Consider the following 26029-nt stretch of genomic DNA (forward strand, 5'->3'; position numbering starts at 1 on the left):
CTGCACCAGCTCGACCATCATCATCACCGCGGCAGTCAGCAGGAGCACGCGCAGAATCCCGCGGGCCATGGGGACGAGCACGGGCAGCAGCACTCACGGCAACTCATGTCAACTGCTGTATCCATGCGTCAATTGAACTGTCCGCCGGTCTGGTTGACGGACCACGGCAGCAGCTATGGTCTCGGGCATCCCCCCATGCGGGCCCCGACCTGACTTCAGGAGACGTGCCGGTGAGAGATCCGCGCTCTGCGCTCGCCGAGACCCTGAACCGCATCGACTCGCACCTCGGAGACGGGCGCGGTCGAGACGACGTGCTGGACGTAGCACAACTCTCGATCGCGACTGGTGTCCCGCAGGACGTCGTCACAGCGCTCCTGGAGGGCAAGGAACCGCCGGCGGAGGACATCACCGACAGGATCATCTGTCGGATCGTCCACTTTCGGGAGACGCGACGACGCGCCGACGGGGACCGGTACTCCTACGAGGAGATCGCCAAATCCTACGGAGCCACCCGCGCGTCCCTGTCGAATCTCGTGAACAGCCGCAAGAAGACGACCACGGTGACCCGGACGGGTACGGCGCAGGGTGCGGAGCGGCGCGGGGCCCGGGCCGGCGGTCCGCTCGCGTCCACCCAGGCCGGCATCGAGCGGTTCTTCTTCGGCGAGCCCAACGGCCGGCTTTCCGCCGAACCGGAGTCCGCCCTCAACGATGCGCTCCAGCCCATCCTGCGCGACCTCGAACTCCAGGCCGAAGCCGACGAGAATCCGCTCGCCAAGCTGCGCACACACCACGGGCTCCGCCGGATCGCCGCGCGCGCCCCCCAACTGTCCGAGGAGGAACGCGAGATGGTCGCTGACTGGATCGACACCATCCTGCAGCGGCGCAAAGGCCAGGGCAGCCATGCCTCGGACCCGGGCACCTCTCGCGACCCGCTCAGCGACGACTCGACCTAGGCTTCGGATCTCGCGCCGACGCAGATAGGTCCGGTTCCTTCGGGAGGCGTACGCGCGGCCGGCTCGGTCCGGTCCGGTCCGATGCGGGGCACGCGGACCTTTTCCAACCAGTTTCGAACTGCGTCGAGTCCCCACGTTGCCCAGCCGTGACCACGGTCGACATGGGCTTCTGACCTTGCTCAACAGCCAGGTGTAATGGGGCCCCGGCCGTACGTTGATGGGCGCAGCACGCTGTGGAGTCGACGTTCACGTTCCATACGCTCGTACCCTTCGCGTCGGCCAGTGACTGAAGGCGGGTGAGGACCCGGTGCCAGGTGCCGTCCGGCTGACATCGGCGGAACAGGTCGTAGGCCAGGCCCCATGGCCCGTACTCGACGGACACGTCCCGCCACGGAACACGGTCCGGACCCGGAACCGTATGCCATTGATCAGCCGCCGTCGGGGCCAGACAGGCGGCCGCCCCGCCTTCGCTCCCTTCGGCAACAACGGCTCCAGCACCGACCACTGCTGGAAACTCAGGTGGCCTCAGTGCACGAGCTGCCTAGAATCGCGCAATGCCCGAGCTGAAGCGGCTGCATGCCGGACACGCCCCGGCGGTCCTGGCCTTCGAGCTGGCGAACCGCACCTACTTCGCTGCCTCGGTCTCCGACCGCGGCGACGACTTCTTCGACCGGTTCACCGACTGGTACAACGCCTCGCTGGCCGAGCAGGAGGCCGGCGTCTGCGCCTTCTACGTGCTCGTCGCCGAGGGCGGCTCGGTACTCGGCAGGTTCAACCTGTACGACCTGGAGGACGGCACTGCCAGACTCGGCTACCGGGTCGCGGAGCGGGTCGCCGGCCGCGGGGTGGCGACCGCGGCCGTCCGGGAGCTGTGCCGGATCGCGACCGCAATGCACGGCCTGCGCACACTGCGGGCAGCCACCTCCCACGACAACGCCGCGTCCCAGAAAGTCTTGACCAAGGCCGGGTTCGTCCCGGTCGGCCCCGCCACCCCGGCCGATCTCGGCGGCAAGTCAGGCACCTGGTACCAGCGCGACCTCCAGCCATAGACCCTGATCTTGCTCGCCGGCAGGAAGCGTTCGAGGGCCTGATGAGCCGGATGGCCGGCCGGTTCGCCCGGGCTGAACGCAGGTGTCGGGTACGGGATCTGATGCTGGGGCTGCTGTCGGACCTGCCACGCCGCGGCAACCCAAAGCTGTGATCCGCGTTGGAAGAGCACCGGGTCGGCTGAGTGCTCGCCGTCGCCTGCTCACATGAAGCCACCACCGGCGCGGGGAAGTTCCGCGCGGATGCCTTGGCCGCGAAGGTGCCCAAGAGGGCCTGGCGGAAGCTGTCGGCCGGGGCCGGGGCTGGCGCCAAGGGGCACCGCTTCTACGACTGGGCCGTCATCGACCTGGCCGAACCCCGTCCCGGCAGCCGTCAGTTGCTGACCGGGCCGCAACCGCACCACAGGTGAACTCGCCTACTACCGCTGAACACCCTGGTCCGCGTCGCTGGATCAAGGTGCCCGGTGGCGGAAACCTTCCAGTCCGGAAACGGCCTGGTCGGACTCGACGAGCGCCAAGTCCGCCGCCACACCTCCTGGTCCCGCTGGATCACCCCGGCCATGCTCGCTCACGCCCGCCTTCCTCGCCGTTGTCCGCCCGGCGACACCGCCACCAGGTCCGACCCCAAGCCAGCCATTACCGACGACAAGCCGCGAATCAGACATGAAGATCACGATTTGTGCTGGAGAACTAGAGCATTCGATGCTCGTTACGCATGTCCAATTCCAGCCATTGCGGCGGCCGGTCGCAGGGATTTTCATCCGTGTTTATCCGACTTGGTCGGCATAGTTGCACCCCTCGGTATGTGCCGACGGGCAGATTTCCGTATGGCCGAAGAGGCACGGAGTTTGACATATTCATCTGGTCAGCCTGACCGAACTGCCGTCCGATCGGCGCAAGGCCGACAAGGGGGTGCTCGCTCAGGCCCGACCGGTATGACCCGACCTGCTTTCGGCCGGGCGCATCTGCAAGCAGTGGGTGGGGCGTTGGCGCCGTGCGGCGGGCTCCACGCACCTGACGTTCATGGGGAGAGCGGTGCGTAAAGCAAAGGAGATGAGGCGCCTTCGCGACCGACTGGTCGGGGCCCTCACTCTGCCCATACCCGCGGTCCCGGATGCGCTTTTCGCTGAGCTGATCACCATCGTGGAAGCGATCAGGGGTCGTGAAATCCAGCTGCTCAAGGAGGAGTTCCCGCACCGGACCGCGAGTGGATTGTGGCTGGACCTTGAGACGCGCGACGTCATCGTGGTCGACCGACGAGGAACACCGTTCCATCAATTGGGCATTCTCTTCCACGAGGTCTGGCACATGCTCAACGGCGACTGCGGCACCCATGTCGTAGGCCGGGCCGTGGCCGCTCGGATGCTGTCGGCGCGAGCCGACGTGCCCGATCTCGAAACGGCGGTGCTGAAGGTGGCCGCGCGGACAGATTTCAGTGAGCGCGAAGAGCGCGACGCCGAGGAATTCGCCTTGCTGGCGGTAACCCGGTGCAGGGTCTGGCTGGAAGGTGCACCCGACAGCGGCCCCATGGACCGTGGTCACGTTGCCGGGCGTATCGGGATGTCACTGGGACACCGCCGCCACCAGGGGTGAACTGTGGACGCTTCGAACTACTTCATACCGGCGTTCGCCCTGTGTGTCGGCCTGGCCGTGAAACTCCCCGCGCTGGTGAGGGAATGGCGCGACCCGCTCGTCCGCTCCGTATGCCTTGTGATCGCCCTGGGCGGCGCCGGCTTCGTTCTCGCCGCTCCCACCACGATCGCAGCGGTGAACGAGGCCACCGGGATCCCCAACTTCTCCGGCCCACTGGTGTACGCGAACGTCAGCGCCTTCAGCGCCTCGTGCCTGCTGCTGATCGTCCACTGGCGTGGGGGCCCACCCGCGTATGTGCGGCGCATTTCGCGTCGCTGGCAGCTCGCATACTTCCTGGTCATCACCACGCTGGTCGTGTTGTTCGCCCTCGGTGACGCTCCGGTGGACCGCCTGACCGATTTCGACACCTACTACGCCACCACTCCGTTCATCCGCGAAATGATCGTGTTGTATCTGCTCGCCCATATGACCGCGGCGCTCGTCACCACGGTGTTGTGCCGGCGCTGGGCACGGCAGGTCCACGGGTGGCTGCGGGCCGGCCTGTGGATTCTCGTCGTCGGCTGGCTGCTGAACCTGTCTTTCAGTTCCCTCAAGCTGGCCGCGGTGGGCGCCCGCTGGGCCGGCCGGGACTGGGATCAGCTCAGCACGAGCCTGGCCCCCCTTGTCAGCGCCGTGGGTGCCTTCTGCGCGGTGGTCGGGTTTCTTCTGCCGCTGGTGGGGCCCTGGCTGGTCTCGGCCGGGCGAGCCGTGACCGCCTACCGGCGGTTGGGGCCGCTGTGGCGCGAACTCTGCGGCGCCTCACCCCGTACCCCCCTCGCGATGACCATCCCCTGGTATTCGTCGCCTCACATGCGTCTGACGTGTCGTGAGGCGGGCATCCAGGACGGGCTGAGTCTCGTTCGGGCATCTCTGGACGACGACGTCCGCTCGCGCGCCCAGCGGGCTGCCGAAGCCGCGGGCCATTCCGGCGAAGAGGCCGCCTACATCGGCCGTGCCGCGATGATCGCCGCTGCGGCCGTGGCCACCCGCCGGGACGCTCCAGGGGAAGCCCTCTGCAGTCCCGAAGACTCCGAGGTTCCGTCGACGCGCGGCGCACTGCTCGGCGTGTCGAATGCACTTCGCACGTCCCCGATCGTCGCGGCCGTCCGCGAGGACCCTGTGGCTTCCCCAGCCGAAGATGGCGAGAAATCCCCCACATGATGAGTTCGACCGTCCGTCAACGTCATCCGCGTGTGCGTCCCACTCCACAGCGCCGCTCGGGTCTGACCGTCAGGGCGTCCCTGCCTGCTCCCGTGGGCGGGACCGGGCGCGGTGCGGCAGTCGTCATGGCAGGCCGGTGAGCCGTGGACTACATCTTCTACATTCCGGGTGTCATTCTGCTGGTGGTCGCCGTCCCCAAGTTCTGGGCTCTCAAAGGGGCCTGGCTCGACCCTCTGATCACTGCCGGCAGTTCGATTCTGCTGGTCGGCGCACTGGTATGCATCCTGTCGGCGCCTCCCACCATCAGGGCCGTCAACAGCCTTACCGGCATCGCGAACTTCAGCGCCGCTCTGGTCTACTCCGGCATGTCCGCACTCAGCGCCGGCTACCTGGTCCTGATGATCACCTGGAGGGGCGGGCCGGCTGACCGGGTACGGCAGGCGTCCCGCCTGGTCGTGTGCGTCTACGCCCTCGTGACCATCGGCATCGTGGTCCTCTTCGCGCTGGCCGACGTGCCCGTCGAACGGACCCGGGACCTGGACACCTACTACGCCACGACGCCCTACATGCGGGAAATGATCCTGCTGTACCTGGTCTTTCACACCCTGGCCAGCGTCACCCTGGCACATATGTGCTTGAGCTGGCGCCGGGAGGTATCCGGCCTGACCCGCACCGGCCTGACCCTGATCGTCATCGGCGCCATGTTCGACCTGTCGTACCAGATGGCGAAGTACGCCGCTATGGCCGCCCGTTGGCAGGGCCGAGACTGGGACTTTCTGTCCACCAGCGTGTCGCCGCCGCTGGTGGCGGTGGCCGGCGTCACCGTCGCCGCCGGCTTCGCCCTGCCCCGCGTCGGCCCGTCGATGGCAGGCAACGTCCGCGCCTGGAAACGCTACCGGCTCCTCGAACCCCTGTGGTCCGAACTGCGCGAGCTGCGCGCACCGACCCAGGCCGACACCCACTGGTGGGATCGGCCCGTGGTCCGCCTGGCCCAGCGGGAGATGACGATCCACGACGGTGTCCTGTTGTGCCATCCCCTCCTCGACAACGAGGTACGCACGGTCGCCTACCAGGCAGCACTCGCGCAGTCCGCCAAGGCCCCGGCGCCGCCCGGCTCACGGCCAACGATCGCCGCGGCGGGAAAGCGACTCCGCAGAACCCGCGGGCGCCCCCGAGGACCTGGTGCCGACGAACAGCGCCCGGACCACGAGTCCGGCCAGTCGGCGAAGGACCACGCCGCGATCGTCGGCGACGCGGCGATGCTCGCAGCCGCCTGTGTGCGGGTATCGACCGACGAGAGCGCCGAAGTGCCCTCGGACGCGGGCCGACTCCAGTCCCTCGCGGAGCCGTATTTGATGGTCGGCCTCTCCCAGGCCCTGGCAACCTCCACGATCGTCGCTGAAGCCCGCCACCAGGCAGCCCTGCAGAAGGTGAACCATGACCAAGCCCGCTGAGCACACCGCCGGCATGCGCCGTGCCGTCGTGATCGGAGAGGGCCGGCAGGCACGCTCGCCGCGGCCTCCGCGGCCCGGTTCGCCGACGAAGTGACGATCGTGGAGCGCGACACGTCCTGCCCCACGGACCCGAACCCCGCAAGGGATTGCCGCAGGCCCGGCGCGCTCACGTCCTGTGGTCCGGCGACGCCCTGCCCATCGAGCACCTCGTTCCCGGGATGACCTAGAGGCAGGGCATGTCCGTGGCGGCCCTGGGAGACCGCCTTCTCGACAACGAACTGAAACAGGACAGGATTCGCTGGCCCGGCCCGGCGCGACGCGTACAGCGGGCCATCGCGCGCCCGACGGATGCGGCATGGTCGGGCGCCACCGCCCAGGACAACTCCTGCCCGGATGCCGAGGACCAGGCGCGGCTCCCACCCCACCCGTGCCCACGGAACCAACCCGTGAGTCGCCTGCCGAGCGCAGCGCCCGGCACAAACCCTGCAGGAGGCGACGCCGGAGCACGGGAACCGTCCTGGTCGTCGCCGATCTCAACGGCTGTGCCCGTCCCGGCAATTGCGACGAACGCGGTCTCAGCCTGCACAATCTGAACAGCGGTCACATGTACGTGCGCCGCCTGCGCGTTCACGCCTGCGCCAGCGGGCGGTCAACAGAGAGAGTGTCACCGCCCATGCCTGAGAGAACCGCCGCCCGCCGACGCACCGCCATCGTCATCGGAGGGGGTATGACGGGCATGCTCGCGGCCGCCGCCCTCGCCGACTACGCCGACGTCACGGTCATCGAACGCGACGTCCTGCCGGACGGCCCAGCGGCACGCAAGGGGCTGCCGCAGGCCCGGCACGCCCACGTGCTGTGGTCCGGCGGGGTCAAGGCCCTCGAGAAGCTCTTGCCGGGCATCGTCGACCAGCTCGTCGACCGCGGCGCTCGCAGATCCCCCGTCATGACCGACCTGGTGTCCAAGGCGCCGTCAGGCCAGTGGTTCCGCCGCTTCACCCACGCCCGCCACATCAATCTCCTGTGCAGCCGCGATCTCCTTGACGCTGTGATCCGCGCCAGGGTGTTGAAGGATCAGCGCATCACCCTGCGCCAGCAGGCCGAACTGCTGTCCCTGGAAGGCAGTGCGCGGCGCGTGTCCGGAGTCCGCATACGCTCGGCCGACACCGACAGCACTCTTCCGGCCGACCTGGTCATCGATGCCAGCGGGCGTGGCAGCCGCGCTCCCGTCTGGCTGCAGCACCTGGGCCTGCCCCCGGTCGCCGAACGCACGGTCGACGCCGGTGTCGGCTACGCCAGCCGGACCTACCGTGCTCCCGGCAGCACCGCCGGCGGTTTTCCGATCGTCAACGTCCAGGCCGACCCCCGCCAGAACCCCGGCCGGGGCGGCATCATCATCCCCATCGAAGGCGGCCGATGGCTGGTGACGCTCTCCGGCACCCGCGGGGGTCGACCCAGCGGCAGCAACGAGGAGTTCGTGCCCTTCGCACTCACGCTGCCGCACCCCATCATCGGCGAGCTTCTCGCCGACGCCGAACCCGAAACCGACGTGGTCACCACCCGCAGCACCGCCAACAAGCGGCGCTATTACGAAAAGGCCGCCCGCTGGCCCGACGGCTTCGCGGTCCTCGGCGAGGCCGTCGCCGGGTACAACCCCGTCTACGGTCACGGACTGAGTGCCGCCGCGCAGAGTGTCGTCGCCCTGCGCGGCATCCTTCAGCACCAGGACCTCCACGCACCGGGCACGGCCCGGCGCATTCAGAAAGCCGCAGCACGCCCGGTCGAGAACGCCTGGAGCCTGGCGGTGGGCCAGGACGTGTTCTACCCGGGCGCCAGCGATCAGCCGCCCACCCGGCTCGAAAGAACCCTCGCCGCTTTCGTCGACAAAGCCGTCGACGCCGGCTCGCGAAACCCCCGTGCCCTGCGCATCCTGCTGGACGTGATGAGCATGGAGAAACCGCCCGCCCGGCTGCTCATGCCCGACATGCTGGCCCTGGTCTACTTCGGCCGGAAGAAGCCGCTTCTGGAAGGCCCGCCGCTGACAGACCTTGAGCGCGCGGCCACCGCTGACTGAACCTGCTCCTGGCTGGGTACAGCCGGCCATTCCGCTCTCAAGTAGGGCTGTGTGTCCTCAGGCGGGGCTGATCGGCGTCGTTCGAAATGTGCGAAAGCGAATGAAGTACCCGCTGTCGGTACTGCCGCTGCTGGTGCACGGCGTCGAGACGGGCAGCCCCAGGCCGGCCGTCCCGCTGTCCGCCGTGCATGTGCTGTGGTGGACGTCAGCCTGCTTCCTCGATGACCTGGCCGACGGGCCCGCGGAGTTGCCCGCCGGCCCCAGCACGCACGAGGCGCTCCTGGCGGCCGTTGTCACGGGACACGTGCTCCCCTTGAAGGCTCTCGGCTCGCGATGGGTCCCTGAGTCGGTCCGGTGTGCCTTGACGGCTGAGATCCTGGACTGCGCGATCACTGCTGCCGAGGGACAACTGGGCGACATGCGCGCGGACGTGGACCATGCGACCCGGGGCTCTGTCGTCACGGCGTATCGAGGGAAGTCCGGTGCACCCTTCGGCATGATCACGGCGATGGCTGCGGCACTGGCAGGTGCCGAGGCCGAACGGATAGAGCTGTGGCGGGAGTTCGGCTGCACGTTCGGCATCCTGTGGCAGATTTTCAATGACCAAGAGGACATCACGTCCGGACGGAACGAAGACCTGTCGAACGGCACGGTGACGTATCTGTTCGCGTGCGCTCTGGAAGCAGCACCCCTCGAATCGAGGGAGCGCATCCTGGATCTGCACGCTGACGCGAGAACATCAGCTGCGTCACGATCGGCCCTGACTGGCCTCCTGCTCGCACCTGCCGTCCTTCGCCTCTACGAAGAGGACATCAGCACGTTCCGCGGCGAGGCGAGCAGATCAACCAGGACCACGAGCGTCCTGCGTCCAGGGACGACAACCACACTGCCGATGGCAGACCGTGACAGACAGTCAACGCAGGCACCGGCCTGCACCGCTCGCGTTCGGTACGCCAACAGCTGCTCAACTCTGCTGTACCGCCACCGAGTTGCTCGGCTCACCGCAGCCACCCCACCAGGAGCCCACTGGAGATGATCAACGCCCAGGTGAGCAGTTGTGGTGGAATCGCCGGCCAGGACGGTACCTCCGGTACGTCGTCCTCGGGGTCCTCGGGGTCTTCAGGTTCCGGCAGGAGCGGTGTGTCCATCGGGATGTTGCGGTACCAGAACTGGTTCAGCCGGGCCCACTGCTCACGTTCATCGCCCTCGATGCCCAAGTGGGTCAGCAGTTCCTGCCGGTACAGGTCGAAGGCGACCCGCACATGTTCACCGTACAAGCGGGCCGGCGCCAGCGCGCCGCGGTAGGTGAGCCAGGCGCAGGCGGCGCCGGCCCAGTAGCAGCTGAGGAACAGCCAGGTCGGACCGTTGACTGCGGCCAGCCACCCACCGGCGCCGACGGCGAAGAACGACGCCAGAGCGGAGATCGTCAGATGGAACTCGATCTCCGCGCGGGCCGCGGCCAGGGCAGTGGTGAGTCCGTCCGGGAGCAGCGGGAACAACCGCGGCCAGGTGACCACCGCGTCCAGGCCGTAGCGTTCGTGTGGGTAGCTCTCGGCGGCGCGCAGGATGTTGCCCAGGCGGGTGGGCATGATGTCCCTGGGGTCGGCCGGATAGTCCGAGGCGGCTCGATCGAAGCCCAGACGGCGAGCGCGCCTTCGGTGACGCCGGCGGCCGGGCAGCATCAGGGCGTCGCCGAGCCGCCCCGGCCACAGGCCCTCGTAACAGCGGATGAGCGACTGTGAGCGTCCGGAGACGACAGCCGCGAGCACCACGGAGACAGTCACCATGCCGGTGCCGGCCAGCACCCGCAGGGTGGCGTCGAGGTTGTTCCACTCGCGCAGCATGCCGGCCGGATCGGTGAGCGTGCTGATGATCACCGCGCTGAGCAGGCTCAGGGTGATGAGGATCGGCAGAAGGGCATTGAGCAGGAAGCGGCGGTCGAACAGGCTGCTGGGCTCCCCGACGACGGCAGTGAGCACGATCAGCCTTCCAGTGTGAGGTCGTGTGGAGGGCGATCGGGATTGGCGCACCGCGGTGGCCTGCGCGGATTCCAGTAGTCGAGCGCGTTGCGGTGGCCGCATTCCGCACAGGCCACCTGCGCCGAGGCAAGCCGCACACGGCCGGGCAGCGCACTGTCGGCGGGGGCACCCGGGCCCATTTCGTGGTCGGGCAGCGGGTGATCGCCCGAGGCGAGGTAGTCGGACACCCGCGGCACCGCGAGCACGGCGACCGGCGTGCCGTCCCGCAGGAGTACCAGGCGCGGGACCCCCAGCAGCAGGAGCGTGACGGCGGGAGAATTGACCAGGTCGGCGAGGGAGAGGTCGGCGTCCACCTCGATCGCCGGGGGCAGCCCTTGCCAGACGGCCAGGGTGTCCGCGTCGGCGCCGGCAAGGTCGGCGGCTGTCACGGTGCCCAGCACGCCGCCGTCGTCGGCGACGACCACTCCGGTTCCCGTCAGCAGTGCTTTCGCCTCGGCCGGGGTCAGCTCGGCGGGCAGGACGGCGATGTCATGGTCGGCGTGTTGTGCGACCGGGTCCGTGGGCCTCAATGCCAGTCTCCGATCAGCACGAATCCGGCCCAGTGACGGGGGTGGGCATAGATTCTCCTGGTGTAGTCGGGTCCGTCGGCATGACCGCGCAGCGCCAGTGCGGCTCTGGCGTGTGCTGCCTGGAGCTCCCGGTCGTCGTGAGGGTCACCGTCGGAGGTGTCGAGCAGCTCCGCGTAGGCATCGGCTGCGGCGGCGAAGTCTCCCGCACGGAACCGGGCGTCGGCCAACTCCCGGGCGAGCACCCGGTGTTCGCCCCCGACCTGGGTGCAGTAGGCGACGACGTCATCGAGAGTGGCGTCCCGAACCGCGAGCTGGGCCGTGCGCAGCGCCGCGGCTTTGCCCTCTCCCGCCTTCCTCGCCCGGTAGAAGGAGTACATCAGCAGCCCGGTGGCCACCTCGTCCACCGCCCACAGGCTGACCAGCACGGCTGAGGCGCCCGCATAGATCAGGGCTCTGGTCAGGCCGAACAGTTCGTCGCCCGGCCTGCGGTGTGCGAGGCCGCTCTGGCAGGAGCTGAGGGTGACCAGGTCTGCCGGGAGCGCCATGCCCAGGACGCGTTCGGCGGTCAGCTGACCGTCGTCCGTGCCGTCCTGTGCGAGCAGCACCCGGGATCGTAGGGGCTGTTCGGCGTCGAACTCGCCGTGGCAGGCGATGTGGAGCACCGACACGCCACCGCGGGCGGCCGCGGTCATCCCGGTGACGGTCGCGTCCGGCCCGACCAGCCGGTGGGGCCGGTCGAGCAGGGAGGACACCAGGCTGCTCTGGGCGCGGGAGTGGGCCAACGGCCGCTCGGCACGGGAGTCGGCCAGCACCACCGAGGTGTGCGCCGTGGGTCGGCGCTTGGTCTGGCAGTACCGCATCACGGTGGCGGCGGAGGTGTAGCAGACGGGGTTGCGCTCCACCAGCGGTCCTTCCTCGGCCTCGAACGCGTGCAGGGGCACACCGTGCAGCAGGTCGTGCGGCACGATCCAGATCACCTGGCCCGGCGAGCTGTGCCGCACCAGCGGTTCGACCAGCGGGCTCAGCGTGCTCAGCGTGTTCTGGTCGTACGGTCCGGCGGGGTGGGCCACGTCGGACGGGTCACCCAGGGCACGGGCCAGTGCCGGGCGGCCGATCGGTATCCGCACCAGCGTCGGCTCGACGGCGCCCGACCGCGCCAGCAGGAGTACGACGGCGTCCTCGGTCACGTGGTACTCGGCCAGCAGTGCCTGCCCGAGCAGCGGCTCGACCTCCGCGAAGCTCAGTGGGTCGCCACGGCGCAGCTGGGCGTACTCGGCGCCGCTAGCGCCGGTGGCGGCCATCTCCTGCCAGGTTTGCGCCAGTCGGTCGCGGGCGGCACGAAACGCGGCCAGCGCCTGGATCTGCTCGCCGGGGGTGCCCATGGCCGCGCGCCGGTGCCGAACCCGGGCCAGCTGATCGCGTTCGCGGCTCACCAGCTCGGCCGGGACGGCATCGGCGCGCAGGACCGTGGTGTCCCCGAGCTGTTCGATGAGCAGCCGGGACCGGGATCGCTCGGCCAGGTCGAAGGCGGCCGGCGCGGGCCGCTCGGGCCATCCCGCCCCGGACGCGGTGGCCAGCAGGGCGATCTGCCGGGTGTGCAGCGCTTCGAACCAGCCGTTGATCCGCACCCGCAGCTGCTCGTCGACGACCTCGTCCCGGAAGCGTTCCTGCAACCGCAGGGCGGCGCTCAGTGTGTCGAACGCGGCCCGCGGGGCGGTGGCCTTCGTCTGCACCCGGGCCAGTTCCATCAGGACGTCCATGGCGATCAGCTGCTGGGAGTTGGCTTCCAGCAGCTTCGCGGCGTCGCGCAGATCCTGGGCGGCCTCGACGTGACGCCCTCGCCGCCAGCGGTCCATGCCGCGCTCGACCAGCCGCCGGGCCGGGCCGTCGCCCGGCATCCGGGACGGTCTTGGCCCGCCGTCCCCGGCCGGTGCGGAGGACGGTGGCGCGGCGGACACGAGTGGCGGCCAGGGCGGGGTCGCACTGTGGAGATCGATGATCGGGGGCCGGTCGGCGGCGCGTTCCCGTCCGCGGTACTCCGGTTCGTCCTTCGTGGACAGCACCGCGCCCGCCCACCGGCGGGTCGGCGCCAGCAGCCCTGTATCAGCGGCGATGGCCCCGCGTTCGGCCGCGGCCTCGCCGGTGCGGTCCAGCCGCTCGGCCAGGACGCGGGCGCGGTACAGCCGGGCGAGGGCGGCGAAGTCGGGCAGCTCCGCGTCGGTGAACCCGGCCGCGGCCACGCGATAGCAGGCTTCGGCTCCCGTCCAGTCCGCCTCGGCCTCCAGCACCTGCCCTCTGCTGAACGAGCAGTCGGCCCGCGCTCGTGCGACCACGTCCGCCGCCGCGTGCGGCTCGGCCGCGTCGACCAGTTCCTCGGCCGCGTCCAGCCAGGCCTTCCCCTCGGCGACGGCCGCCTCCGCCGGGGGCCAGCCGCGCCGCGCGTACTCCGGCCAGTGGTACTTCCCGTACTTCCCGGTCAGGCATACGACGGCCAGCGCGGCCATCGTGTGCGGCAACGCCAGTCCGGTCGGCCTGCGCACCTCGTCGTTCAGCCAGGCTTCGGCGACATGGGCGTCGTAGGAGGTGCTGTCCCGGCGGAAGTTCTGGGCGGACAGCACCCTGGTCCACCACAGCGGCGAGGCGTCCGCGGGGATCCGGCGGGTCAGCTCCCCCAGGACGACCACGGAGAGTCCCGCGGACGCGTACGCCGCCGCATTCGACGGCTGCACCAGGAAGGCATAGATCAATACGGTGCCGCTGGTGATACTCCCGAGGCCGTGGGCGAACGGCCAGACATACCGGACCGGCCAGCTGAGCCACTTGGTGACCATCAACTGCACCAGCATCATCGCGCAGACGGTGATGGCGATGTCCGACGCGTCATCGGGCAGAGCGTCGCGATCGCCTGCCACCACCAGCAGCAGCATGAGCACGTGGGTGATGATGTCCGTCGTCAGATACCAACGCCGGTCGTAGCGGCTCATCGCCCGTGTACCGGCCCGGCCGGCCCAGCACGCCGCCGTCGCCAGCGCACCCACGCCCAGGGCGGCGGCCGGGGAAACCGGCCGGTCGAGGACGACCGCGGCCACCGCTGCCGCCAGCGGCAACCAGACGAGCAGCCACGACACCGCCGACACCAGCCGGCCCAAGGCCTCCACCGGCCGGCCCGGCTCGCCGGACAATTCGGCCTTCAGGCGACGCTCATAGGTGAACCACCGCGACACCCGCCGGCCCACGTCGCTGGTCACCAGCCGACGCGCGGCGAACGCACCGGCCGCCGGCCACACCCACCACTCCCACCCCATCGGGTCGGCGTGCCGGACCACGGCGACGACGGCGTACCCCAGGGCGAACGTGGGTGTCCACACGCCCGCCATGACGGCTGAGACGACGAACAGGACGCGTCCCGCCGCGTCGTCCTGGAGCGCCTCGGCCCAGCCCGTGAAGCCGAGCAGCACGCCTGCAGGCAGGCCCAGAAGGTGTCGCACGCCGCGTCCCACGCGTCTCATCATCCCCGACGCTCTGTCAACTCCACAACAAGACCGGTACGTTGCTGAAGATCGGATGATGCGAAGTGCGGCGGCGGAGGCTGACGTGACCATCGAGACCACCGGCTCGGACCCCTCCGAGTTCACCCGGGCGTTGTTGGTGGGCACCAGCCTTGTCTTCGCGCTGCTGCGGTGGCGCGAGGCAGGTGGGACGACGCCGCGTGGACGGTTCCTCCTCGGCGCCGACCTGGTCCTCGCGATCGTCCTGGTGCCGCTCTCCGGACGGTTCGACGACCTGGTGACCTCACTCGCGGGGCAGTCGGCGCTGATCCCGCTCGCGGCCGGCCTGGTCGCGGGACTCGCGGGCATGGCCACGACGGGACTGGCCGCCGCCGCGGTGTTCGCCGTGGACGGTGGCGGAACGAGCACGCTCGCCTGGGTCGTCTCTCCCCTCCTGGTCGGCGCGGCACTACGCATGATTCGCCGCAAGCCAAGACTCTTGCCCCACCCGGAGCCGTGGTCGCGCGCAGCACTGCACCACCCGCACTCGCGCCTCGTCCGACAACTGCCGGGTGGCATGGAGCCCGTCCTTCCGGGTCCGTCCGACGTGTTCTGGGGAGTGACGGCCAGACTGGTCTGCGTTCTCCCTCTGCTGCTGGTGCTCCTGATCTCAGGAGAGGGGGAGCTGAAAGCGAGGATCGTCTGCGCGCTGCTTCTGTGGGGCATGCTTCTTGCCTATGACCGGGCCCGACGGCCTCTGTTGATGCCGCATCGTCTCCAGGCCCGCATCACCGACACCGGTGTGTTCCTGGTGCTTGTGGTGGTGGCCTCCGGGCCGCTCGGTGAGCTGTTGGCGCGGTGGTCGTCGTCCCACCCGTCGGTCAACTACTGGAAGGTGGCCCTGTTCGCCTTCGTCGTGGCGATGGTTCACCCGCTGGTCGAACCACGTTTCGACGGGCGACGACGCTCCTGGCTGCTCACCCGGTCGACGCGGTTCCTCTTCGGTACCGACCAGCTCGTGCTGGTCTGCGCGGCCTTCCCCTTCCTCGTCGGTGGCGTGTTCCATTCGACGCAGAAGCTGATGGAGGCCTCGGGCCTGGCTCTCGCCATCGGGTTCGGCCACGCAGGGCTTACCGCGGTCAATGCAACCCGCGGCGCACGGCGTATCGCGGACGTGATGCTCTTGCTGAAGGCGCCGTTCGGGAAACGGAAGCGTCTGCTCGACGCGTGGGTGTCCGACACCTTCTACCGGCGCAGATGGTGGCTGATACGTCGCCCCTTGGACTACTCACTGCCGCGGATGACGGCGACACTGGCCGAGCTCAGTGCTCAGTCCTCGGCTGCCACCGCGGGCGTGTACTGGCCCCTGCCCTGGGGTGAGCGAGTGAGACTCGACCACTCGTCCTGCACCGGGCTCCTCAAGCTGGCGGACCAGATGCTGGACCGGGTGGACGCCGGCTTTCCGCCCAGACCGGGCACCGGGCTGCACCGAGCACAGCAAACGGCCCGCGCCGATGTCGCGGGCCGTCGCAGCAACGTAGCTCAGTATCTGCACGACTTCGAGGGAACCGTCGCCGCGGCGAACCAGGCCGCCGACCACTACACCGCGATCGACGCCCCGTCCCACGCCGCCGTGGTACGCATCTTCGCCGCCGACCGGCTGTCCGGCGTCGGACAGCACGAGACCGCCGCCGCCCTGCTCGCGGACATCCCGGAAGACCTGCCACCGGTCATTCGCCGACTGCTGCTCATCAGCCGGGCGGCCTCGGCCCGTCGCGCCCACCGCACCACAGCCGCCCACGCTCTGCTGACCGCGGCAAGGGCCATACCCGCCCGCACCACTGTCGACTTCCGCAGGGCCTTCCTCGCCGAGAGGATCGCCTTCCCCTCGTTCGCGGAGGGCGCTCGAAGCGCCATGGTCTCGGACGAACTGGACCTCGATCGTGAACTCGGCGGCACCCACCCGAGCACGCGGTGATGCCTGCGGCGGACGAAGAGCGCGGCCGCGGTCCGCGCCGCCGGCGGAACGCGGGTCCGCCGGGCCGCCGTGCACCACATCGCCTGCGCGCCGCGTGCCGGTCGGTTCCTACGCAGAAGGGTCACCGGGAAGCCACGGGCTTGGTCGACGATACGACGTTGCTGCTCGCGGGCATCGTCGCGGCCGCGCCGGTCAGCGGGCGCCGCCCTCATCGCCGCCGCCACCTGCGCCGGAGCCACAGCCATGACTGCCGGAACGTTACGGTCCCGACGCCTCGATGAAAGCCCTGCCGGCTCAGGCGGCGTTGGGCTCGGGTCGCTCGATGCCTGCCGGTCCGGCACCCAGCGGGCGCCGCCGGTGCCCTGAGTGCTCCCGTCGGTTCACGATGGTGGAGACGTGCTCGCCAGTCGGTCCGGCTGTACGGTTCTCCCGGCGGCAAGATCGCGTTCCTCATCTGGCCGTACGAACGACAGGAGGAGACGTTCTCGATGGGGACCGTTGTGCACGTCCCACAGACGCGGGACATGATCGGGGACGAGCTTTCCGGAGACGAGGCGCTCACCGCGCTGAGGCACTACGGAGGCCGCCGACTGCTCCTCGACGCGTTCGCCCGGTTCCGCTACGCCGACGGCTTCACCAACTCCCGTTCGCTCGCGTTCCAAGTGGTCCTGGGCTTGGTGCCGTTCACCATTGCGCTGGTCGGCGTGGCGACCACCGTGCACACGGAGAGCGTGGGGCGGATCATCGGGCTCACCCTGGGCGAGATAGTGCCGGGCGCCAGCGCGAGTCTGGTCGAGGACGCTCTGGACGCCACCGCGCGCAGCGCCGGTTCCGGAGTCTGGAACGCCATCGCCATGTGGCTGGGACTGGCCTTCGCCGTACTCAACCTCGCCTCGGCGATGGGGCAGGTTGAGCGGGGCGCCAACCGCATCTACGGCATCGAACGCGATCGGCCGTTCCTGACCAAGTACGGGCGGTCCCTGCTCCTTGCCCTCGCAGCGGGCATGCCGATGGTCCTGGGGTTTCTCGTGCTCGTCGCGGGGGACGCCGTCGGGAACGCGGTGGTGGAGGCGCTCGGCTGGCCCCGGGAGTGGCTCGACTGGTGGCGGCCCCTCGAAGTGCCACTGGGCGCGGTTCTCGCTTGGGTCGCGTCGGCGGTGATCTTCCGATGGGCTCCACGCAGGGACCAGCCGGGCTACACATGGCTCGCGTTCGGCTCGGCGGTACACCTGGTCCTGTGGATCACGGCCACGTGGCTACTGGCGCTCTACGTTGCCAGGAGCGGATCATTCGGCGACCTGTACGGACCGCTGACGGCGTTCGTCGCCCTGCTGCTGTGGGCCAACCTGACCGGTGTGGCGCTGTTCCTGGGCATCGCGTTCGCCGCACAGCTCGAAGCGGCCCGGGCCGGAATCACCGAGGCCGTGCAGCCGGATCCAGGATCGGGACCGTGACCCCGACCCGTGAAACATGTTGCGGGCCGAGGAGGCCTGACACGCGCCACGCGGGCCGACTTGGACAACGTCGGCGCGACTGAGCCGCCGCAACATGCCCGTCGCGTGACAGTGCGTGGCATTCCCGTCCACGTGCTCGCCCGCGCGCTGCCCGCTCTACAACCATGCTCGGCGTGGGCTCCCTGACCTGCGGGCCGTACGTGCACGCTCACGTCCCGGCCCGTAATGATGCCGCACTGCGGCACCGGCTCGCCGGGTGGTGACCAGGGGCGACCGTCCGGCGCAGTGACCTCGCGCCGAGCGCTGCGGCGGGTCCACGAACTCCGTCGTGAGCACCCAGCACACGCGCCATGCCGGCACTGCCCTGCCCCTTCTGTATCGGCTTCGACACGCCAATTCAACAGGCAGACGGAGAACGACCAGCCCGTCCAGGGAAGGCCGCACTGGGACGGAGCGAGCAGTCCGCCGACCGTTCGCCGACCCGGACGCCGTGAGGCGGATCCCTCGGGCTCGTCCACGAGAGCCAAAAGAATTCGGGCGGCGATGTCGAGAACCCGTGACCGGCTCCGTCCCCGTGGTGAACGCGGCCGGAACGGGCCGCACCAGTACCGAGGAGAACCACGATGGCCAAGTACCTGCTGCTCAAGCACTACCGCGGCGCCCCGGCTTCGGTCAACGACGTCCCCATGGACCAGTGGGCGCCGGAGGAGATCTCGGCGCACATGCAGTACATGCGCGACTTCGCGGACCGGCTCGAGACGACCGGCGAGTTCGTCGACGCTCAGGCGCTCGCCCCCGAGGGGACGTTCGTCCGGTTCGACGGCGAGGGGTGCCCGCCGGTCACCGCAGGCCCGTTCGCCGAGACCAAGGACCTGATCGCCGGCTGGATGGTGATCGACGTCGACAGCCACGAGCGCGCTGTCGAGCTGGCCGGGGAGTTGTCGGCCGCCCCCGGAGCAGGTGGGAAGCCGATCCACGAGTGGCTCGAACTGCGCCCGTTCTACGGCGTGTCGTCGCCCACCATCACGGAGTGACCCCTCAGCCGGACGAGGCCCTGGCTCCCTCGCGGGGCACGGCCGCCAACACGTCGCGCGCGTGATCCGCGGCACGACCTGTTCGGCTTGGCGTGGCGTCAGGCCGCGGCGTGGTCACCGCAGCTGTCGGAACCGTTTTCGAGAGTTCCGCCGGCGCCGATCGCGGGCGCGGGCGCGCGGCCGAGTCGAGCCTGCGACACCCGCTGCCGCGCGGACGCCATACCCGCGCGGCACACGCCGTCCTCTACCCGAGGGTGAGCATCGCCTCTGCGACCTCGTCGACCGCCGCATCGGGGATCGCGGTGGCGGCCTCATCGAGGACGAGCAGCCGCGCCCCGGGGATCTCGCGCGCGATCGCCTCGCCGTTGCCGACGGGGAAGAACCGGTCGCGGCGGCCGTGGACGACGAGCGTGGGCATCTCGATCTCGGGCAGGCGTTCGCGCCAGCGGGGTTTGCAGTCGAGCCTGGAAAACACCATGCCCATCTGGTTGGCCATCTGGACCGGGGCTGCGGTGCCGGGCGTGCGGTCCCAGATACGCGCGGCGATCGCGCGCGCGGCGACGGGGTCGTTGCCGAGGATCTCCGCGCCGACTGCGGCGAAGTCCGCCACCGCCTCGCGGTCGGCCCAGTCGGGCATCGGACGCGCGAAGAGCCGGCTCATCGTCGCCTGGTCATGGTCGGGGAGGTCGGCGTCGGGCCGGCCGGGAGCAACCGCGCGGGTACCCGCCAGGGTGAGCGCCGAGAACGCGCCCGGATGGTCGAGCGCGGCCACCTGGGCGACCATCCCGCCGACGCCGATCCCCGCGAGGTGCGCGGGCCCGCCGCCGAGCGCGTCGGCAAGGGCCGCCGCGTCGGCGGCGAGGTCGCGCAGGGTGTAGGGGAGCGCCTTCGAGGCCGCCGTCGTCGACTCTCCGCTGTCGCGCAGGTCGTAGCGCACCACGCGGCGCCCGCCGACGGCGAGGCGCTCGCACAGTGCGTCGGGCCAGGAGAGCATCGTCGTGCCGCCCGCGAGCAGGACGAGTGGCGCGTCGTTGTCACCGAACGACTCGATGCCCAAGGCGATCTCATTGACGTTGACAGTGGTCATCGGATCACCGGGAGGACGTCGTAGGTCAGGTGCGTCGCGGTCGATGTCGAGGTCACGCTCCGCTGCATCAGCGTGCGCGGCGCTCCGCCGGTGAACAGTGGCGTCCCGGCACCCAGCACGACGGGCGCGAGGTGCAGCGTCAGCGAGTCGACCAGCCCGGCATCGAGCGCCGAGCCGATGGTGGCGCCGCCGCCCATGAGGACGACGTCGAGGTCCTCGCCGCGGTCCGACGACGCCGCCTCGGCCCGCTCGCGGGCTGCGCTGACGGCGTCGGGCAGACCGGTGGTGACGAACGTCCAGTCGAGGTCGGTGAGCCGCACCGACTCCGGCGGCGAACTTGTCACGACGACGAAGGCGGGCTTGCCGACCTCGCCGGCGCCGTAGCCGGTCTTGTCGTCCCAGCCGTCCGGCCCGTCGACCATGTCGAAGAGATGGCGGCCGAGAACGACGGCACCCGAGCGGGCGGTCGCCTCGCGCAGGACCCGGCGGTCGTCGGGGTCGTCGGAAAACGCCCAGGTGTGCAGAGCCTCGCCGCCGGTACCCAGACCGTTGTCCGGGCCGGGGTCGGGCCCGGTGACGAAGCCGTCGAGCGAGACGGAGATGTCAGCGATGATTCGAGTCATACCAAGGCAGACCCGATCCGCCGCCCGAACTCATCGCTCACGCACGAGGCGTGTGCCGGAAGTGAACCTGACAGCACGACGCCCGAAGCGGCACGTCGGACGTACGGCGGACGGCCGCCCCGGAGTACCTCAGAGGCGCATATGTCATATGCGCAGGTCAAAGGCTATGGCCACTTTGGTGCCCGGAATGGCCGGGCGAAGGGCTCCGGCCGTCCATCCGTGAAGGCGACGACCGCCGCATGGCCAGTCGTAGCGAAACCAGGCGATCCAGGTCCGCTGATTCCGCCCGGCCGCCGATGACAGCAGTGCACCGTCGGTCAGCGCCGGTGCTGTGCGGCCATCCACTGCCAGATGTGCGTTCCGTTGTTGCTGGGGTCGTTGCGGGCGACGTAGATCCACGACCAGTGGCCGGCGAACTGGTGGCCGTTCCAGATGACGTGGTCGTAGAGCGTCATCAGTGAGCCGGGGATGAGGTCGTGCGCGTGGGCGGTGTTGGCCTGTGGGTCCACGGTGGTGTCGTCGCGGGAGGTGACGAGCCAGCTGGGGATGCTGATCTTTGCCAGTTCGGCGTCGGGGATCAGCGGTGCGCCGCCGGGCGGGAAGGACGTGACAACGCCGCAGATCGGCACGGATGCGGCGAACAGGGTGGGGTAGACGGTGGTCATCTTCATGCTCATGTAGCCGCCGTTGCTGCAGCCGGCGACGTAGATCCGGTCGTGGTCGATGCGGTTCCTGCTCGCGACATCGCCGATGATCTCGCGGATGCGTGGAGCGAAGCGGGGGCCGTCCTGCATCCAGGCGGAGGTGCTCTGCGGGGCGAGGACGTAGGCGCCGTCGAAGATGCGTTGTGCCTGGGGAGTGGCGAAGCCCAGTGCGCCGCGGTTGGCTCGCAGCGTGGTCTCGTTGTCGTAGTAGTTGTCGGGCAGTGAGGCGCCCTCGCCTCCGCCGTGCAGCCAGACGATCAGCGGGTGTTTGCCTCGTCGGGGGGAGTGGGAGCGGGTAGGCGAGTACAGCCGGTACTTCATTCCCGAGCCGGAGACGTGGGAGCTGAACGCGTCGACCTCGGGGTCCGACAGCCGACGGCCCTGCACGAAGTTCTTGATGGTGATCGATCGGTGGTCGCGTAAGGCGATCGGGGCGTGCTGAGTGATGGTGTAGGCGAGGTCGAGCATGACGTTGCGGCCCTTGCCCGCGATGTAGCCGAGGGTGCTGCCGCCGATCTGGCCTTCGGCGTAGCTCAGGTCGAGGACGATATTGCCGCGATGGTCGAGCCGGACGGCGGTCACCGTACGGTCGAGGTCGTACTCGCTGAAGATGACGTCGTCGGCGGCGATGGGGATCGGGCTGGTGGCTTTGGCGTGCACCGTGAAGGTGGCGGTGCTCAGACTGGCCGGGTCGATCGGGCCGAGCCGGGCGGTGTTGAGGGTGATCGAGGTGACCTGTTCGCCACCGTCGAGCACCTGGGCGTTCAGGGTGAATCTCACGCTGGTGGTTGCGGGGTCGTCGGCATACGCGGCGACGCCGGGCAGGGATAGGCCGGCGGCGGTGCCCGTGCCGGCGGCCAGAATGGCGCGACGGCTGATCGGTGTTGCCATGCGGACTCCTTGAGTGATGGGGAGGCTTCATCTCGGCCTGGGTGCCGAATCCGGCGGTGAGCACCTCCAGTTGACAGTGGCCCGTCATGTACAGGATCAGGTTGGGCAGTGTCGTGAGCAAGACGCAGGCGAGCACCATCGGCACGTTCCCGGCGTCGATGCGTAGTGGACAGGTAGTGCTTCGCTGTTCTCCAGACGGTGACGGCGGGCCTTGGGCCGGGTGGCAGTCCGAACGCCAACGCCTCGGTGGCCTTGACCTGTCGGCCGGTGAAGATGAGGTCTTTCGCCTTGGGGGAGCCGATGGGCCGGGGCCGTCGTTGCGTGCCGTCGGCGCTCGCTATCAGGCCGGCCGGGATCTCCGGCTGACCGAGCAGGGCGTCTGCGGCCGCGATGCCGATGCTGGTGTCCTGCCTCACGCAAGCCTGCGGTGGGCGGGACGAGTTGATGCTTCACGGCCGGCGCGGTGCAGGCGGCGTGCTTCGCCCGACCGGCCTGGGACCCGTCCCTCCAACCGGTAGGTGAAGTTTCCTCGGCCGCTCTTGCGGCCGAGGTGGCCCGCCGTGACCAAGCGGCGCAGCAGAGCCGGCGGTGCGTACAGCGGTTCGTTGAACTGCGGCGTCGGGACCGGGAGGGGCTTCCATCCACCGTCGGGAAGGGGCGCGGTGGATCAAGCTGGCTTTCTCCACCCGTGTCACGGCGGGGAGGGACGGGTCCGGGACTGGCCCAGGGGCGGGCAAGGCGTCGCCGAAGGCGTCATTGACATGCCCGGGACATCTGAGTAACGTCCGGGACACATTAGAAAGCGCTTTCTGTCTTTCCGCTCGCGCCTGAGCGCGTCCGCCGCGCGGGGCGCATCTCCTGACAGGGGAGTGCCGATATGTACTCGACCCAGTACAGACCAGTGCCACCGTCAGGAACGCCAAGGGCATCAGGCGCAGCCGTCGGCGAGTCTGATGAGGCCGTCTGTTGTCCAGGCTGCAGTGGTCGTCCTCGTCCTGTTGTTCGTCCTGTTCGTGGTACGCCTCCGCCCGGCCCTCGGCGGCACGGTGCGGCGCCATAACCGTGCCACGGGCTCCGGCACCTGCGAGTCCGCCGACAGAGCCGAGCCGCTCGCCGTCCACCCGGGCACACCCGACAAGCCAACCAAAGTACCCACCCCACCCCACCCCACTCCGGGCCGCCCCGCCCCGGTGCAAGCGGGTGCGGGCATCGGAAAGATCCACTCACTCAGCTGAGGAGGAACCGCATGAGGTCGTCGCTCCTGAAACTCCCCGTACCGAAGCGGCCGTTACGTGCCTTACGCGGCGTTACGGCTCTCGCGCTCGCCCTGCTGCTCGGCGGAACGGCGGTGTCGGCCGGCAGTGACAGCGCCGCCGCGCAGACCCTGGCACCGCTGGCGGAGACGTCCCCCACCGGCTTCGCCGCCGTCAACGCGCTCGGTCAGAACGGCACTACCGGCGGAGCCGGCGGGCCGACCGTGACCGCCACCAACACCCAGCAGTTCCTGGACTACATCGACACGACCGGCCCGCTGGTCATCCGGGTGCAGGGCACCATCAACATCACCAGCAAGCAGGGCGTGCGCCCGAACAAGACCATCATCGGGGTCGGTTCCTCGGCGGTCATCAACGGCGGCGGCCTGGACTTCTACCGCTCCTACAACGTCATCGTGCGCAACCTCAAGTTCACCAACGCCGAGGACGACGCCGTCAACGTCGGCCAGGAGTCCCACCACATCTGGATCGACCACAACGAGTTCGTCGCACCGGTCGACGGGGCAATCGACATCGTCCGCGCCTCCCAGTACGTCACCGTGTCGTGGAACTGGTTCAACAAGACCGACAAGAGCATGCTGCTCGGGCACTCCGACGGCAACGGCAGCCAGGACGCGGCCAAACTGAAAGTCTCCATCCACCACAACTTCTTCGACGGCTCGCGTCAGCGGCATCCGCGGGTGCGGTTCGGTGAGCCGGTGCACATCTACAACAACTACTACAAGGGGAACGCCATATACGGCGTCGCATCGACCATGAACGCGGGCGTGGTGGTCGAGGGCAACTACTTCGAAAGCGTTCCGTATCCCTGCTACTCCGCCAGCGGGTACGACGAGTCAGGGCCGGGCCGTCTGGTGCAGCGCAGCAACGTCTTCACCGGGTCTGGTACCTGCGAGACCAACGGGACGGTGGCCGAGCCACGCACGTACTACTCGTACACGCTGGACCCGACGGCCGACGTTCCCTCCCTCGTCCGGGCCGGGGTGGGGGTCGGGAAGATCGGCTCCTGAACGGTCTTGCCCTGGATCACTTGCATGTCGGGTGCCGGTCTCGTTTCGGAGGCCGGCACTCCGCTGTCACCGGTCACCAGCCGCCCGAAGCTGCCTGAAGCCGCCTGATCTGCGCATCCGGAGCCCGCCGCTGTTCGTGGACGGTCGCGAGTGAGAGGGCTGGGACGGGATCACCGCGCCGGGCGCTGTGGTGAACAGGTCCTCGAGCGCGGCTCGGCGCCGCCGGTAGAGCCACTGTGTGGTGTCGGTGCCCAGGCTCCTACTGCGGCGGCGGGCAGTTGGGTGGGGTGGAGTCCCACCCCTCCCACCGAGCTTCTGGGTCCAACTCTTTTCCTGCACGGCACGCAACCGTTTGGCTGTCCCGCGTGTCACACCAGGCGAGAGTGACCAACTCCGAAGCACACAAGGGGGAAACATGAGATTCAACCGTTCTGCCCTGACTGTCGCCGCATTCGCTGCTCTGGCGGTGGGAACCACGACCGCCCTGGCGGCGCCCGCCTCCGCGGCACCCAACACCACGCCGCAGAAGGTCTGCGGAAGTGCCTACAAGACCGTCAACTCGGCACCCATCGGCTCGCTGGGCACTGTCTACCTGACGTACAACTCCGCGAACGGCGAGAACTGCGTGGCCACCATCCGCAACACCCCGGGCACCGCCGTGGACATGTCCACCTGGATCCACATCCCCGACACCCAGGAGTACGCCGAGGACTACGGGCGGTACACCTCGTACGCGGGACCGGCCTACGTATACGGCAAGGGCCACTGCGTCAGCTGGGGCGGCAGCATCAAGAACGTGTATGTGCAGGTGAACGACACCAACTGCGCTGCCCGCAAGGAGCACCGGGTCACCTCCATCCGCTGACCCACCGCTCGACGCCAACACCAGCGCATGCCTGTGCGGGGGAACATCTGCTGGGGCGCGCTGGTTACAGGAAGCGTGGTTGTGGAGGGGACAGTGTCCCCGGGCCTCACCTATAGCCCATGAGGACGATCGTTCGGCTGAAGCCTCATGGAGCCTTTCGCCGCGTAGGCGACCGCCCTTCACGACCACGCTCTTCATTGCAGCCGCTGTCCGGGGTCCGTCCCGGACAGCGGCTGCTCCGCAGGGCGCTGCGCTGCAAGGAGGCGCCGGCCTGGCCCGGCACTGAACGGCAGGTCAGCGCGGTGCCGAGTAGGGAGGTCGGTGGGGGAGAGGTCGGGTCTGGTGCGGTGCCGGCGGGCGGGGTGATGTCACCGACCGCAGACCGCGATGTCAGCCACTCGCCCACGGTGGCCGGACCGGTGGTCAACACAGCGCCCACGGCGCCGTCAGCTGATACGCGGTGAACAAGTCCTCGCGCGCGGCCCCTGGGTGACCGTACCCGCGAGCCGCAGTAGGTCGAAGGCGACGAACTGGCCGGGCCACCGATCGGCGAGCCGGGCCGCCGCGCCGTCGCAGCCGGCCCTGGAGCCGCTCGAACGCGAGCCGCTCGGACTCCCACACGATCAACTCCCCGTCCAGCGCCGTGGAATCCGGCAACGGCCGCTTCTGTGGGGTTCTGGGTTGTGGCGTTAGCGAGTGGTTCACGTTGGTGCAGCTCAGCGCCATTGGGTGGCCATCTCGTTGACGAGGCTGCCG

At 69.4% G+C, this 26029-nt stretch carries 19 protein-coding genes and 3 pseudogenes; 13 read left to right on the forward strand and 9 right to left on the reverse strand.

Going from position 1 to position 26029, the window contains the following annotated elements:
* The first annotated feature begins 230 nt into the window (after positions 1-230).
* Entirely contained in the window at positions 231-953 is a 723-nt protein-coding gene (locus tag AB0I18_RS39200) for a hypothetical protein (RefSeq protein WP_363110503.1), read from the forward strand.
* A 246-nt stretch (positions 954-1199) separates the two neighbouring features.
* Here AB0I18_RS39200 and AB0I18_RS39205 read toward each other — a convergent pair whose 3' ends face one another.
* Positions 1200-1472, reverse strand: a complete 273-nt coding sequence (locus AB0I18_RS39205) for a transposase (RefSeq protein ID WP_363110533.1) — start codon at positions 1470-1472, stop codon at positions 1200-1202.
* A 35-nt stretch (positions 1473-1507) separates the two neighbouring features.
* Between AB0I18_RS39205 and AB0I18_RS39210 the strand changes: the two genes are divergently transcribed.
* The 7 genes and pseudogenes from AB0I18_RS39210 to AB0I18_RS39240 all read left to right on the forward strand — a co-directional run bounded on the left by AB0I18_RS39210 (position 1508) and on the right by AB0I18_RS39240 (position 9353).
* Positions 1508-2002 (forward strand): GNAT family N-acetyltransferase, encoded by a 495-nt coding sequence (locus tag AB0I18_RS39210; RefSeq protein ID WP_363110504.1) that lies wholly within the window; start codon positions 1508-1510, stop codon positions 2000-2002.
* Between the two features lie 137 nt (positions 2003-2139).
* Positions 2140-2666 (forward strand): annotated as a pseudogene (locus tag AB0I18_RS39215) (IS701 family transposase); the annotation flags it as partial.
* A gap of 368 nt (positions 2667-3034) precedes the next feature.
* Positions 3035-3592, forward strand: coding sequence for a toxin-antitoxin system, toxin component (locus AB0I18_RS39220; RefSeq protein ID WP_363110505.1), 558 nt, complete (start codon positions 3035-3037; stop codon positions 3590-3592).
* 3 nt (positions 3593-3595) lie between these two features.
* The gene (locus tag AB0I18_RS39225) at positions 3596-4792 is read left to right on the forward strand and encodes an MAB_1171c family putative transporter (RefSeq protein ID WP_363110506.1); all 1197 of its coding nucleotides are present in this window, start codon (positions 3596-3598) and stop codon (positions 4790-4792) included.
* Between the two features lie 143 nt (positions 4793-4935).
* Positions 4936-6246 carry a hypothetical protein gene (locus AB0I18_RS39230; RefSeq protein WP_363110507.1) on the forward strand — a complete coding sequence of 437 codons (1311 nt, stop codon included), beginning with the start codon at positions 4936-4938 and terminating at the stop codon, positions 6244-6246.
* Positions 6247-6919: 673 nt separating this feature from the next.
* The gene (locus AB0I18_RS39235; RefSeq protein WP_363110508.1) at positions 6920-8317 is read left to right on the forward strand and encodes an FAD-dependent oxidoreductase; all 1398 of its coding nucleotides are present in this window, start codon (positions 6920-6922) and stop codon (positions 8315-8317) included.
* Between the two features lie 361 nt (positions 8318-8678).
* Positions 8679-9353, forward strand: coding sequence for a polyprenyl synthetase family protein (locus AB0I18_RS39240; RefSeq protein ID WP_363110509.1), 675 nt, complete (start codon positions 8679-8681; stop codon positions 9351-9353).
* On the opposite strand, the gene AB0I18_RS39245 is transcribed toward AB0I18_RS39240, so the two are convergent.
* From AB0I18_RS39245 to AB0I18_RS39255, 3 genes are read right to left on the reverse strand one after another with little or no spacing between them, the layout of a single operon-like run.
* Positions 9316-10296: a hypothetical protein gene (locus AB0I18_RS39245; protein WP_363110510.1), complete on the reverse strand. Its 981-nt coding sequence runs from the start codon at positions 10294-10296 to the stop codon at positions 9316-9318. The two genes, AB0I18_RS39240 and AB0I18_RS39245, sit on opposite strands and share 38 nt — an antisense overlap.
* A 2-nt stretch (positions 10297-10298) precedes the next feature.
* On the reverse strand, positions 10299-10865 hold the full coding sequence (locus AB0I18_RS39250) for a hypothetical protein (RefSeq protein ID WP_363110511.1): 567 nt from the start codon (positions 10863-10865) through the stop codon (positions 10299-10301).
* A complete protein-coding gene (locus AB0I18_RS39255) occupies positions 10862-14353 on the reverse strand; it encodes a CHAT domain-containing protein (RefSeq protein ID WP_363110512.1) in 3492 nt (1163 codons plus the stop codon). Before AB0I18_RS39255 ends, AB0I18_RS39250 begins: the two co-directional genes overlap by 4 nt.
* A 106-nt stretch (positions 14354-14459) precedes the next feature.
* On the opposite strand from AB0I18_RS39255, the gene AB0I18_RS39260 reads away from it, so the two are divergent.
* From AB0I18_RS39260 to AB0I18_RS39270, 3 genes are all read left to right on the forward strand, one after another.
* Positions 14460-16331: a hypothetical protein gene (locus tag AB0I18_RS39260; protein WP_363110513.1), complete on the forward strand. Its 1872-nt coding sequence runs from the start codon at positions 14460-14462 to the stop codon at positions 16329-16331.
* A gap of 488 nt (positions 16332-16819) precedes the next feature.
* A complete protein-coding gene (locus AB0I18_RS39265; RefSeq protein ID WP_363110514.1) occupies positions 16820-17785 on the forward strand; it encodes a YihY/virulence factor BrkB family protein in 966 nt (321 codons plus the stop codon).
* Between the two features lie 623 nt (positions 17786-18408).
* Positions 18409-18819 carry a YciI family protein gene (locus AB0I18_RS39270; RefSeq protein ID WP_363110515.1) on the forward strand — a complete coding sequence of 137 codons (411 nt, stop codon included), beginning with the start codon at positions 18409-18411 and terminating at the stop codon, positions 18817-18819.
* Between the two features lie 244 nt (positions 18820-19063).
* Here the strand turns inward: AB0I18_RS39270 and AB0I18_RS39275 are convergent, their stop codons facing one another.
* The 5 genes and pseudogenes from AB0I18_RS39275 to AB0I18_RS39295 form a co-directional block, all read right to left on the reverse strand.
* Positions 19064-19906: an alpha/beta hydrolase gene (locus AB0I18_RS39275; RefSeq protein WP_363110516.1), complete on the reverse strand. Its 843-nt coding sequence runs from the start codon at positions 19904-19906 to the stop codon at positions 19064-19066.
* The gene (locus AB0I18_RS39280; protein WP_363110517.1) at positions 19903-20529 is read right to left on the reverse strand and encodes a dihydrofolate reductase family protein; all 627 of its coding nucleotides are present in this window, start codon (positions 20527-20529) and stop codon (positions 19903-19905) included. Before AB0I18_RS39280 ends, AB0I18_RS39275 begins: the two co-directional genes overlap by 4 nt.
* 317 nt (positions 20530-20846) lie before the next feature.
* Positions 20847-22124, reverse strand: a complete 1278-nt coding sequence (locus tag AB0I18_RS39285; RefSeq protein WP_363110518.1) for a PHB depolymerase family esterase — start codon at positions 22122-22124, stop codon at positions 20847-20849.
* A pseudogene (locus tag AB0I18_RS39290) lies at positions 22010-22516 on the reverse strand (enoyl-CoA hydratase-related protein); the annotation flags it as partial. The pseudogene AB0I18_RS39290 and the gene AB0I18_RS39285, both read right to left, overlap by 115 nt.
* A gap of 122 nt (positions 22517-22638) precedes the next feature.
* Positions 22639-22758, reverse strand: a pseudogene (locus AB0I18_RS39295) (3-hydroxyacyl-CoA dehydrogenase family protein); the annotation flags it as partial.
* Between the two features lie 612 nt (positions 22759-23370).
* Between AB0I18_RS39295 and AB0I18_RS39300 the strand changes: the two are divergent.
* Together AB0I18_RS39300 and AB0I18_RS39305 are read left to right on the forward strand one after the other, a co-directional pair.
* Positions 23371-24408, forward strand: a complete 1038-nt coding sequence (locus AB0I18_RS39300) for a pectate lyase (protein WP_363110519.1) — start codon at positions 23371-23373, stop codon at positions 24406-24408.
* Positions 24409-24823: 415 nt separating this feature from the next.
* Positions 24824-25273, forward strand: coding sequence for a spore-associated protein (locus AB0I18_RS39305; RefSeq protein ID WP_363110520.1), 450 nt, complete (start codon positions 24824-24826; stop codon positions 25271-25273).
* Positions 25274-26029: the final 756 nt, after the last annotated feature.

Source organism: Streptomyces sp. NPDC050704 (assembly GCF_040654355.1).
GTDB lineage: Bacteria > Actinomycetota > Actinomycetes > Streptomycetales > Streptomycetaceae > Streptomyces.